At 68.3% G+C, this 11,641-nt stretch carries 13 protein-coding genes; 5 read left to right on the top strand and 8 right to left on the bottom strand.

All coding sequences use genetic code 11. The annotated features are described in order from the left end of the window. From ligA to ABNT58_RS23250, 3 genes are all read left to right on the top strand, one after another. Positions 1-912 (top strand): NAD-dependent DNA ligase LigA (gene ligA / locus ABNT58_RS23260; protein ID WP_348755776.1); only part of this gene is annotated, 912 nt, incomplete at its 5' end. A 17-nt stretch (positions 913-929) separates the two neighbouring features. Further along, the gene (def, locus tag ABNT58_RS23255; RefSeq protein WP_348755775.1) at positions 930-1,466 is read left to right on the top strand and encodes a peptide deformylase; all 537 of its coding nucleotides are present in this window, start codon (positions 930-932) and stop codon (positions 1,464-1,466) included. 167 nt (positions 1,467-1,633) lie between these two features. Beyond that, on the top strand, positions 1,634-3,679 hold the full coding sequence (locus ABNT58_RS23250) for a DUF6600 domain-containing protein (protein WP_348755774.1): 2,046 nt from the start codon (positions 1,634-1,636) through the stop codon (positions 3,677-3,679). A gap of 39 nt (positions 3,680-3,718) precedes the next feature. On the opposite strand, the gene ABNT58_RS23245 is transcribed toward ABNT58_RS23250, so the two are convergent. After that, positions 3,719-4,312: an arylesterase gene (locus tag ABNT58_RS23245; RefSeq protein ID WP_348755777.1), complete on the bottom strand. Its 594-nt coding sequence runs from the start codon at positions 4,310-4,312 to the stop codon at positions 3,719-3,721. A 109-nt stretch (positions 4,313-4,421) separates the two neighbouring features. Between ABNT58_RS23245 and ABNT58_RS23240 the strand changes: the two genes are divergently transcribed. Then, the gene (locus ABNT58_RS23240; protein WP_348755773.1) at positions 4,422-5,114 is read left to right on the top strand and encodes an ABC transporter ATP-binding protein; all 693 of its coding nucleotides are present in this window, start codon (positions 4,422-4,424) and stop codon (positions 5,112-5,114) included. A gap of 194 nt (positions 5,115-5,308) precedes the next feature. Next, positions 5,309-6,547 carry an EAL domain-containing protein gene (locus tag ABNT58_RS23235; RefSeq protein WP_348755772.1) on the top strand — a complete coding sequence of 413 codons (1,239 nt, stop codon included), beginning with the start codon at positions 5,309-5,311 and terminating at the stop codon, positions 6,545-6,547. A gap of 26 nt (positions 6,548-6,573) precedes the next feature. On the opposite strand, the gene ABNT58_RS23230 is transcribed toward ABNT58_RS23235, so the two are convergent. From ABNT58_RS23230 to ABNT58_RS23200, 7 genes are all read right to left on the bottom strand, one after another. Further along, complete coding sequence (locus ABNT58_RS23230) at positions 6,574-7,368, bottom strand: peptidylprolyl isomerase (protein ID WP_348755771.1); 795 nt, start codon at positions 7,366-7,368, stop codon at positions 6,574-6,576. Between the two features lie 98 nt (positions 7,369-7,466). Continuing rightward, positions 7,467-7,736, bottom strand: coding sequence for a BolA family protein (locus ABNT58_RS23225; RefSeq protein ID WP_348755770.1), 270 nt, complete (start codon positions 7,734-7,736; stop codon positions 7,467-7,469). A gap of 4 nt (positions 7,737-7,740) precedes the next feature. After that, positions 7,741-8,388 (bottom strand): septation protein A, encoded by a 648-nt coding sequence (locus ABNT58_RS23220; RefSeq protein ID WP_348755769.1) that lies wholly within the window; start codon positions 8,386-8,388, stop codon positions 7,741-7,743. Continuing rightward, positions 8,385-8,801, bottom strand: a complete 417-nt coding sequence (gene msrB, locus ABNT58_RS23215; protein WP_348755768.1) for a peptide-methionine (R)-S-oxide reductase MsrB — start codon at positions 8,799-8,801, stop codon at positions 8,385-8,387. The genes ABNT58_RS23220 and msrB overlap by 4 nt, the downstream gene beginning before the upstream one ends. Before the next feature lie 110 nt (positions 8,802-8,911). Then, on the bottom strand, positions 8,912-9,349 hold the full coding sequence (locus ABNT58_RS23210) for a hypothetical protein (RefSeq protein ID WP_348755767.1): 438 nt from the start codon (positions 9,347-9,349) through the stop codon (positions 8,912-8,914). 256 nt (positions 9,350-9,605) lie between these two features. Beyond that, a complete protein-coding gene (locus tag ABNT58_RS23205; RefSeq protein WP_348755766.1) occupies positions 9,606-10,607 on the bottom strand; it encodes a hypothetical protein in 1,002 nt (333 codons plus the stop codon). Then, positions 10,604-11,641: DUF2345 domain-containing protein (locus ABNT58_RS23200; protein ID WP_348755765.1), on the bottom strand; the 1,038-nt coding region annotated here is incomplete at its 5' end. The genes ABNT58_RS23200 and ABNT58_RS23205, both read right to left, overlap by 4 nt.

Here is an 11,641-nt window from a genome sequence, read left to right as displayed (position 1 = left end):
GGCGACCAGGTGATCGTGCGCCGCGCCGGCGACGTGATTCCCGAGGTGGTGGGCCGCGTGCCGGGTGAGCGCGCCGGCTACGTGCCCAACTTCCGCATGCCGCGCCAGTGCCCGGTGTGCGGCAGCGCGGTGCTGCGCGAGCGTGGCGGCATCGACCACCGCTGCACCGGCGGGCTGTTCTGCGCCGCGCAGCGCAAGCAGGCGCTGCTGCACTTTGCCGGCCGCCGGGCGATGGACATCGAAGGCCTGGGCGACAAGCTGGTCGACCAGCTGGTGGACGGCGGCCTGATCCGCACCCTGCCCGAGCTGTACAAGCTGGGCGTGGCCAAGCTCGCGGCGCTGGACCGCATGGCCGACAAGAGCGCTGCCAACCTGGTGCAGGCGCTGGACAAGAGCAAGCAGACCACGCTGCCGCGCTTTTTGTACGCGCTGGGCATCCGCCACGTGGGCGAAACCACCGCCAAGGACCTGGCGCGCCACTTCGGCCAGCTCGACAAGGTGATGGACGCCACTTACGAGCAGCTGCTGGAAGTGCCCGACGTGGGCCCGGTGGTGGCGCAAAGCATCCGCACCTTCTTCGAGCAGCCGCACAACCGCGAGGTCGCCGAGCAGCTGCGCGCGGCCGGCGTCACCTGGCCCGAGCATGAAGGCGCCGAGCTGGCCGCGCCCAAGCCGCTGGCCGGCCAGACCTTCGTGCTCACCGGCACGCTGCCCACGCTCACGCGCGACGAGGCCAAGGAACTGCTGGAAGCCGCTGGCGCCAAGGTGGCCGGCTCGGTCTCCAAGAAGACGAACTACGTGGTGGCCGGTGAAGAAGCCGGCAGCAAGCTGGAAAAAGCCCAGCAACTGGGCATCACCATCCTGGACGAAGCGGGCCTGCAGGCCCTGCTGGCCGAAGCCGGCGCCCCCTGACAACGGAAGACACGACCATGGCTGTACGAGAGATCCTGAAGATGGGCGACCCGCGGCTGCTGCGCGTGGCGCCGCCGGTCACCGCCTTCGACACGCCCGAGCTGCATGCGCTGATCGCCGACATGTTCGACACCATGGCCGCCGCCAACGGCGCCGGCCTGGCCGCGCCGCAGATCGGCGTCGACCTGCAGCTGGTCATCTTCGGCTTCGACCGCAACGAGCGCTACCCCGACGCACCAGCGGTGCCCAAGACGGTGTTGATCAACCCGGTGATCACGCCGCTGGACGCCGAGGTGGAAGAGGGCTGGGAAGGTTGCCTCTCGGTGCCCGGCCTGCGTGGCGTGGTGCCGCGGGCGCGGCGCATCCGCTACACCGGCTTCGACCCGCAGGGCCGGCCGATCGAGCGCGAGGCCGAAGGCTTTCATGCCCGCGTGGTACAGCATGAATGCGACCACCTGATCGGCCGCCTGTACCCCACGCGCATGACCGACCTGACCAAGCTCGGCTTTACCAGCGTGCTGTTTCCCGAGATGGACCCCAACGCCGACGACTAATCGGCCCGCAAGCGCGGCGGGGCGGAGCTTGTCTTGGTGAATCTTTCGCGCAAGAGCTGACAGCAGATGTAAACCCGGTGGAACGCCGTCGGCTGGGCGGGGCCTTACAGCGTTGACAGGCCATAGACAGGCCGGCGCACACGCAGCCCCGGCCGGGAGACCACCGCATGAGTACCCGATTTTTCGATCCGCAGCGCTGGCTTGGCCGTGCCGGCCTGTGCTTGGCGCTGGGCCTGACCCTGCTGGCCGACACCGCGCAGGCCCAGCAGGACGCGCCCGGCCGCGTCGGCCGCATCGGCGACGCCCAGGGCACCGTCTGGATGCTGGACCGGCAGGAGAACGAATGGGTGGCCGCCCAGCGCAACCGCCCGGTGACCGAAGGCGACCGCCTGGCCACCGATGCCGGCGGCCGGTTGGAACTGCAGGTGGGCTCCACCACCTTGCGGCTGGACGGCCAGACCGAGATCCAGCTGCGTGAGCTGGACGACAGCCGCGTGGTGGTGGGCCTGGAGCGCGGCACCCTGGCGCTGCGCGTGCGCAGCAACGAGGTGGCGCCCGAATTCCAGGTGCAGACGGAAGCCGGCCGCGTGCTGCCGCAGACGGCCGGCCACTACCGCGTGGAGGTGGACGCGCCCAGCAGCGTGGTGGGCGTGTGGGCGGGTGCCGTGCGCTTCGATGCGCCGGACAGCGCGCTGGACGTGCGGGCCGGCCAGCAGGCCGAGTTCTGGCGGCAGGGCGGGGTGACGCACTACACCTGGACTTCGCCCGAACGCGACGCCTTCAGCGACTGGGTGCTGGCGCAGGACCGCGCCGACGAGCAGCGCCTGGCTTCGCTCGACCGCAACGTCTCGCGCGAGATGACCGGCGTGGACGACCTGGGCCGCTATGGCCGCTGGGACACCCACCCGGAGTACGGCGCCATCTGGGCGCCCACTGCGGTGGCGCCGGGCTGGGCTCCGTACCGCAATGGCCGCTGGGTGTACATGTCGCCCTGGGGCTGGACCTGGGTGGACGACGCGCCCTGGGGCTTTGCCCCCTTCCACTACGGCCGCTGGGTGCAGTGGGGCGGCCGCTGGTGCTGGGCGCCCGGCCAGTACGTGGCCCGCCCGGTGTACGCGCCGGCGCTGGTGGCCTGGGTGGGCGGCAGCAACGTGAGCGTGGGTGTGACCGTGGGCGGCCCGCCCTATGTCGGCTGGGTGCCGCTGGCCCCGCGCGAACGTTATGTGCCCGACTTCCGCTACGCGCCGCGCTGGCGCGAGTACTACGAGCCCTACTACGGCCCCGGCCATCGCCCGCCAACGGGCTGGCGCGCGCCCGACCGCGTGCCGGGCACCCCCTTCGTGAACGAGCGGCTGCCCGGCGGCATCACCGTGGTGCCGTCGGACGTCCTGCGCCAGCGCGAGCGCATCAGCGACCGCGTGATCGCCGACCCCGGCCGCTCGCGCGAGTTCTGGGAGAACCGCCGCGGCGACAGCTTCCGCCCGCCGCCGCCTGCCAACAACCTGCTGCCGCGCCAGGGCAACGAGCGGCCGCCCACGCGGGTGATCGACACCGGCAACGGCGGACGCGACGGCGGTGCCTTCCCCGGCCGTGATGGACGCGAGGCTCGCCCCTGGCCGGGTCGCGGCATCGACTCCGACGGATTCCATGGCCGCGACAACAACCCACCGGTGACCACGCTGCCGCGCGACCGCGACGGCAACGGCCGCGACGACCGGCTGGACCGCCAGGACCGCGAGCGCGCGGACCGTGACCGCATCGACCGCGAGCGGCTGGAGCGCAGCCGCGGCAACGACCGGGACGGCAACGGCGTGCCCGACCACTGGCGCAGCGAGCAGCCGCTGGGTGGCCTGCGCAACCGCGATGGCAGCCCGGCCAACGTGTACGTGCGGCCCCAGCCGGCCCAGCCCGTGCAGCCCGCCCAGCCGATGCAACCCGCACCGGCGGTGCAGGCGGTGCCGCCGGGGCAGGCGCGCATCCTGCCGTCGCCCGACGCGCGCGCGCCGCGTGCGCTGGAAGCCCCGGCGATGCGTGCGCCCGAGCCGCGTGCGATGCCGCAACCCGCCCCGCAGGCGGCGCCGCAGCCGCGGCCGGAAGGGCCGCGCGGCATGCCGATGCTGCCCACCATGCGCGACAAGAGCGGCGCCGAGCGGGGCGGTGAACGAGGCGGCGAGCGCGGTGAGCGCGGCGGCGCCCGCCAGAACGAGCGCTGACAAGCCCCGCTCAGGCTTGGCGGCCTGAGCGGCGGGTTGTCAGCCCGCCGGCTTGAGCAACGGCCGCAGCACCGGCCAGACGTTGTCCAGCATCGTCGGGTGCGCGGTCTCCCGCGGGTGGATGCGGTCGGCCTGGAACAGCGATTCGGCCTGCGGCACGTCGGCCACGCCCTTGAGCAGGAAGGGCACCAGCGCCGCGCCCTGCGCCTTGGCCACGTTGGAAAACAGCGCGAAGAAGTCGTCGCTGTACTTGCGGCCGTAGTTGGGCGGCACCTGCATGCCGGCCACCACCACCTGGGCGCCCGCGGCCTTGGCGGCGCGCGCCATCTCGTTGAGGTTGGCTTCGGTCTGCTTGAGCGGCAGGCCGCGCAGCGCGTCGTTGCCGCCCAGCTCCAGGATCACGTGCGTGGGCTGGTGCTGCGCCAGCAGCGCCGGCAGGCGTGAGCGGCCGCCGGCGGTGGTGTCGCCGCTGATGCTGGCATTGACCACCTTGGCGGCGATGCGCTGCTGCGCCAGCCGGCGCTCCAGCAGCGCCACCCAGCCGCTGCCGCGCGGCAGGCCGTATTCGGCCGACAGGCTGTCGCCCACCACCAGGATCACCGGCGTGCGCGCCGCCGCCCGCGCGCTGCCCATCGACCCGGCCAGCCCGAGGGCCAGCAGCGCCGCGCTACAGTGCAGCAGCGCCCGACGCCGCGCCATGCGTGCCGGGCCACCGATCCCATTCCTGTCCGAACTCATCGTCATGCAGCCATCCATCATCGAAGTCGACCGCGTCAGCAAGGAAGTTCGCGATTCGACCGGTGTTTTGACGATTCTCCATGACATCAAGTTCACTCTGCGGGCGCAGGAAAGCGTGGCCATCGTCGGCGCCTCGGGCTCGGGCAAGAGCACGCTGCTGTCCATCCTGGCCGGGCTGGACGTGCCCACCGGCGGCACCGTGCGGCTGGACGGCACCGACCTGTTTTCGCTGGACGAAGACGCCCGCGCCGCGGTGCGGGCGCAGAAGCTGGGCTTCGTGTTCCAGAGCTTTCAGCTGCTGGCCAACCTCACCGCGCTGGAAAACGTGATGCTGCCGCTGGAGCTGATGGGCCGCAGCGACGCCCGCGCCCAGGCCACCGAGATGCTCGGCCGCGTGGGCCTGGGCAGCCGGCTGGGCCACTACCCGCGTGTGTTGTCGGGCGGCGAGCAGCAGCGCGTGGCGCTGGCCCGGGCCTTCGTGGTGCGGCCGGCGGTGCTGCTGGCCGACGAGCCCACCGGCAGCCTCGACTTCGCCACCGGCGAGACGGTGATGCAGCTGATCTTCGAGCTGAACCGCGAAGCCGGCACCACGCTGGTCCTGGTCACCCACGACCGGGCCATCGCCGCCCGCTGCGACCGGCAGCTGGTGATCGAGGCCGGCCGCCTGGTGGCCAGCGCCGAACCCGTGGCGGCCTGAGCGGCTCCCCCATTGGGGCCGGCTTGCGGTCAGCCGGCTCAAGTTCGCGCGGCGGGCCGACGATATCGAAGGCGTCCCCGGAGACCCACGCAGTTCTGGCCCCGGCCCAGGTTGCCCACGAACTGACGGCGTCCGTGCGCAGCATTACCTTTGAAGTCCGTCGCGGAATGCAGGAACAGGTCATGCCCGCAGTGATGGATACCACCCTGACGGCGCTCGCCGACCGGGTGCTCATCGTCGACGACAGCCTCGTGCAGCGGCAGCATGCCGTCGCGTTGTGCCGCTCGCTGGGGGTGCACCAGGTGCACGAAGCCTGCGACGGCCAGGACGCGCTGCGCCGCCTGGCCGGCCTGTCGGAGCCGCCCACGCTGATCGTCATCGACCTCGAGATGCCGGTGATGGACGGCTTCGAGCTGATCCAGCAGCTGGGGCGGCACGGCGTGCAGTCCCCCTTCGTGGTGGCGTCCAGCCGCGAGGGGGCGCTGATGCGCGCCGTCGAGGCCATGGCGGCCAGCCTGTCGCTGCGTCTGCTGGCCGGCGTGGCCAAGCCGCTGACGCGCGAGGCGATGGTGGCGGCGCTGCAGGCCAGCCACCAGTCGGTCGTGGGCCAGCCCAAGGCCGCCTTGCCCGCAAGGCCCACGCCCATCGCGCCCGAAGCCCTGGCCGAGGCCGTGGCCCAGGGCCGGGTGACGCCACAGTTCCAGCCCAAGGTCGACGTGCGCACCGGGCTGCTGCGCGGGGTGGAGGCGCTGGCCCGCTGGACCGACCCGGTGCTGGGCGCGGTGCCGCCCGACCGCTTCATCGCCACTGCGGAGCAGCATGGCCTGATCGGCGAGCTCACGCAGTCGATGATGGACCAGAGCCTGGCCCAGCTGTCGCGCTGGGGCCAGCGCGGGCTCAACCCTTCGCTGGCGATCAACCTGTCGCCGCTGTCGCTGCAGACGCCCGGGCTGGTGGAGCAGATCACCACCTTGCTGGCGCGCCACGGCGTGGCGCCGTCGCAGGTGGTGCTGGAGATCACCGAGAGCGCGGCCGTGTCGTCCGACGCCGCTTCGCTGAGTGTGCTGGCCCGCCTGCGCATGCGGGGCCTGGGCCTGTCGATCGACGACTACGGCACCGGCTTTTCGTCGATGCAGCAGCTGTCGCGGGTGCCTTGCACCGAGCTGAAAATCGACCGCAGCTTCGTGCATGGTGCCCACCGCAGCGCGCACCTGCAGACGCTGCTGCAGTCGGCGCTGGAGATGTCCAACCGGCTGGGCCTGGTGTCGGTGGCCGAAGGCGTTGAAACGTTGGAAGACTGGCGGCTGCTGCAGCAGCTGGGCTGCAGCGTGGCGCAGGGCTACCTGCTGGGGCGGCCGATGGTGGGCGATGCCCTGCCGCGCTGGCTCAAGGAGCGTGAGCCGCAGCTGGCGGCGCTGCGGCGGCCCGACTGACCGCGGGCCGCGCGCGCCGGCGAGCCTTATTCCTGGAACTTGTAGTCGGTCTTGGCCTTGCTGCGCAGGTCCTGCTGGAACTGCTGCAGCTTGATCTGCGTCAGGCGCTGCTGGATCTGCGGCTTCACTTCCTCGAACGACGGGAACTGCGCTTCGCGGGTGTCTTCCAGCTTGATGATGTGATAGCCGAACTGGGTCTTGACCGGCGTCTCGGTCATCTCACCCTTCTTCAGCGCGGCCAGGGCCTGGCCGAACTCGGGCACGTAGGCGTCGGGCTTGGCGAAGTCCAGGTCGCCGCCGTTTTCGCCGGAGCCCGGGTCCTTCGAGTTCTTCTTGGCCAGCTCTTCGAAGTTGCCGCCGGCCTTGATCTCGGCGATCAGCGCCTTGGCCTGGTCTTCGGTTTCCACCAGGATGTGGCGGGCGCGGTACTCCATGCCGGCCGACTGGGCCTTGAACTTGTCGTACTCGGCCTTGGCGTCGGCGTCGGACACCGTGTTCTTCTTCTGGAAGTCGGTGAACAGCTCGCGGATCAGGATGCTCTGGCGCGCCAGTTCCATCTGGCTCTTGTAGTCGGCGCTCTGGGCCAGGCCGCGCTTTTCGGCCTCTTGCGCAAAGATCTCGCGCAGCACCACTTCTTCCTTCACCCGGGCTTCCAGCTCGGGCGTGCGGGGCTGCTCGCCGCCTCGGGTGGCCTGCACCATCAGCGCCTCGACGCGGGCCTTGGGCACCGGCTTGCCGTTGACGATGGCGACGTTCTGCGCGCCGGCAACCATCGGCAGGGCGATGAGCGCGGCGGCAAGCAGGGTGAGCTGGGTCTTCATGAGCAGGGTGGCCTCTGGAGCGATGCTGCGAAAGTGCAGGGCAGTTGGTTGGGGTCGGTGCGCCGGCGGGCCGGCGGCCGGACGAAGCAGGTGGCGTGTCAGCCGGCCTCTTCGGGGGCGCGGGCCTCGATGGCCAGCGCGTGGATGCCCTGCGGGATCAGGGTCTGCAGGGCATGGTACACGAGCCGATGGCGCGCCACCCGGCTGGTGCCGGCAAAGCGCGCGCTGGTGATGCGCACGGTGAAATGCCGGCCTTCACGGGCGCCGGCGTGGCCGGCATGCAGGTGGCTGTCGTCCTGCACTTCCAGCGCGCTGGGCGCCAGGGCTTCGCGCAGGCAGGCTTCGATGTCGGTGGCACTGACACTCATCGCGTCACTTCCGCGGAGCGTCGGCCTCGGGGGCCGCGTCTTCCTTGATGTGCCGGCTGAGGTAGATGCCTTGGGCCAGGGTGAACAGCAGCATCAGCCCGATGCCGCCGAACAGCTTGAAGTTGACCCAGGCGTCTGTCGAGAAGTTGTAGGCCACCCAGAGGTTGAGCACGCCCATCACCGCGAAGAACACCACCCAGGCCAGGTTCAGCCGCTGCCAGGCGTGGTCGGGCAGCTGCATCTGCTCGCCCAGCAGCATGCGCAGCAGGTTCTTGCGCAGCAGCAGCTCGCTCAGCAGGAAGGCGCCGCCCATCACCCAGTACAGCACGCTGGGCTTCCATTTGATGAAGGTCTCGTTGTGGAACCAGATCGTGGCGCCGCCCAGCACCACCACCAGCACCAGGCTCACCCACAGCATCACGTCCACCTTCTTGCCGCGGGCCATCAGCCAGGCCACCTGGGCCAGCGTGGCCACGATCACCACCACCGTGGACAGCAGCACCGGCGCTTCGTTGGGGCCGACGACGCCGCCGGAGACGATGAAACCGAAATGGTCGGAGGCGAAGGCCGCTGCCCAGTCCTTGTGGTTCTCGGCGTACTTGAAGGCGCCGAAGAACAGGATGATGGGCAGGAAATCGAACAGCAGTTTCATTTGGGCACGAAGTCTATCGCCGCCGAGTTGATGCAGAAGCGCTCGCCGGTCGGCATCGGGCCGTCCTCGAACACATGGCCCAGGTGCGAGCCGCAGTTGTTGCAGCGCACCTCCACCCGCACCATGCCGTGCGAGCGGTCGACCACGCGCTCCACCACCTCGCTGTTGATCGGCTGGTAGTAGCTGGGCCAGCCGCAGCCGGCATCGAACTTGGTGGTCGAGTCGAACAGCGGCGTGCCGCAGCCGACGCAGTTGTACTGGCCCTTGTCGGTGTGGTCCCAGTACTTGCCGGTGAAGGCCCGTTCGGTGGCCGCATGGCGGGCCACCTGGTATTGCATCGGGTCCAGCTCGGCACGCCATTGCGCGTCGGTCTTGTGGACCGGGTACTTGGGGTCGTCGTGGTCGTGGCTCATCCCCAGAGTCTAGCCACCCGCGCGGCGGCCGTCGGCGGTGCGGTCAAAGCCCCGGTTCCGGTGATCGAGGCCGCTCGATCGACACCTCCCAAGACGTGCGAGGCGGGGCATCACGCCCCCGGCTTACGCGGCGTGATGAACTCGCCGAACACTGAGCCTCTCTGACCGCAGGCTCCGAGTTCCACGTAGCTCTCGTAGTGGCGCAAGCCTCCGACTTCCGACCCAGGCCGCACGTCGTGGAACACAGTGACGTAGATCCAGTACTCGCCGATGGTCCTGTCCCAGGCGCTGGCGGTGAGGTGGGATGAGCGGTCTACCTCGCAGCATGTGGGGTGGGCGTCCACCCAGGCACGCACGGCGGCCGGCTCACGCGCTATCCCGATGTCGTAGGCCAAGTGGCGCACTGCGGCGTGCACCATCTCTTCGTCGGTCAGAGGGCGACCGACTCGCGCGCAGTAGCCTTCGTGGTTGCGATAGCCCTGAAACGCCAGCGCGGCTGCCACCGTGGCACACAACAGCAGCCAGGCGGCTATCCGAAGTCGATTCATGGACCGTCCTGCTCAGGCGCTGCCAGCGCAAGCGCCACCAAATCCCAACGCCGCGGGGTGCTGCGCCAGTGGTCGTGCACGCGCTGCCGAAGGTCACCGGCTGAGCTCATCCTTTGTGGACCGGGTTGAGCGGCCGGGAGAAGATCGCCTACCTGTTGATTGGCGGTGCAGCCAAGCCTGGAACACACGGTGAGGCCCTCCTTATACGGCAGGTTGCCGGCCATGATGCGATGCGTCAGTGCACGTCGCTCACTCATCAATCGGGGTAATAGCCTCTACGCCGAGGATCATCCGTGAAGACCGGCATGCGTGTCGGCGGCTTTGGAACAGGCCAGCCGTTGGCAGCGGCCCAGGCTTTGATGTCGGCAATTTCCCCCGGCGCTTCGCCCTGCGGGCACTCATGCAGGCAGTACCACTTGTCGGCGTGCTTGCCGATCACTGGTTTTTGACGGTCGAAGCGGCTCCAGCCGACGAACTCTTGAATGTAGGTGCCGTGGGGATAGTTTTTCTTGTATCTGGAATCCGGCGGCCCGTAGCTGGTGACATCGATGTAGGGGCGCTCTGCCTCATGCATCTGCCAGGACCATTCGCGACAGTTGAAAGGCGGAGTAGTCAGCCAGCTCTTGTCGGCCTGGTAGTAATCGCCATAGACGTAGTTGTCATCCCTTGGGCCAGCATATGACGCCAAACCCTCTGGGTTGCACAAGGCAGGTGTAACTCCATCGGGGGTGTCTTCGCGGTGAGCCAGATACCACCAGTCTAGGTATGCATACTGAGCATCGATCTCATCCCCGGCGGACAACATGACAGCCATCGTGCTGGAGTTATTGAGTCGGCCCCGAAGGGGGCGACCGAAGCTGTGTGGCGTGGTCACGAATCCATCCTTGTCAAACTGAATGACGACCACTGCCAAATCTTTTGGATACCCAGAAAGCTCGGGCTGGCTGGCCAAGTTCCAATGCGATATATTTATTATAGAGGCAGGCTCAAAATACTGTTGCCACCAAAATTGGTTGCGAGTGTCAGGGTGTTGATCACGTTCACTGGTGAATTTTGCTGCCAGCGCCTGTGAGTGCTTCCACCGCCTATGCTGATCTACATATATAAAGTAGCGCATCTCCCATGGCCTTGAAATCCACTCCAAGTAGCGAGGACGAAGCTCTGGTTGAGCCCGCACGGAACCGCATCCCAGTGCGAGGGCAGCGAGCGTCGATGCCATGACGACGATCCTCTGCATGCGGTAAAGATAGATGGTCATGGAAATATCCTCGCGTCTTCCACTGTGATGTGCAGATGATGTGCGTGCGTGACCTGAATTGCGTCACCCTTGATTTGCGCATTCGGTGCCGGCTCGATCTGGTCTCTGGTGTCAACTTCGATATACCAAGGGTCAAATAGCTGGCGCACACAGGCGCATCGATACAAGGATTGCCGAAAGGCCCGCACCCTTACCGGATCATTTTTGTCCCGCTCCTTATTCCATAGCATCCAACTATTGTGTTCAGCCGCTCGCGCCGACTGGAGCCGATCCGGCGCTGAAGATTGTTCCTGCTCTCCGCCCGCCCTCTGCTGCCTATTCCAATCTTCTTCAGCCGCCTTCGCCTCTTCCTTGGCAGCCATCCAAGCCAGATACCTCCGCCGCTCTTCATCACTCACATTGGCATCGGCGCCGGGCGACTTGGCTTGGCCGGTGACCAGCTCCTGCCTGTTCAGGTGGACATCGTCGAGGTAGGTCACATCCAGCCCCAAACCGACGCGGTGAGCGACGGAGCCGAGCATGGGGCGCCAGCACGAGCTGATTCGCATGCGCTGCACGCCGTTGTCCAGGGCCGCATTGATCAAAGCGGCATAGCCGCCCGGATGGACGCGTGTCAGCCCGTCCCTTTTGAGGTCAAAGCCTTTGATGTTGTCGCGGCAATTGCCTGCTTCGCTCTCCGGGAACTCCAGCGTCACCTGCTGCAGTTGGCCGGTCGCATCCACTCGCTCGACGCGCAGCTCGTTGCGAGGCAGCACCTGGTAGATGCGTTTTACAGCCGCAGCGACGTCGGCATGGGTGCCTGGCAGTGGCGCTGCGAGTACCACCTTGCTTTGTGGTCCGGGCATGCCATGCGCCGCCGCATGCGCCACCCAGGTGCCGGCGGTGTTCTCGGTGATGCCGTCGGCCTGCCACTGCGTGGCGCTGCCGCCGCCGTTGACCGTGACCGCCTCTTTGGCTTCGATGTGCACCCGCTGGGCGGTGGCGGTGATCTTGAGCTTGGCCAGCAGATGGATGCTGGCTTCCACGGCCTTCAG

It is taken from the genome of uncultured Aquincola sp. (genome assembly GCF_964001545.1).
In the GTDB taxonomy this organism is placed as follows: Bacteria; Pseudomonadota; Gammaproteobacteria; order Burkholderiales; family Burkholderiaceae_C; genus Aquincola.
Note: the sequence above shows the minus strand (reverse complement) of the source record. Positions and strands in the feature narration are given on the sequence as shown.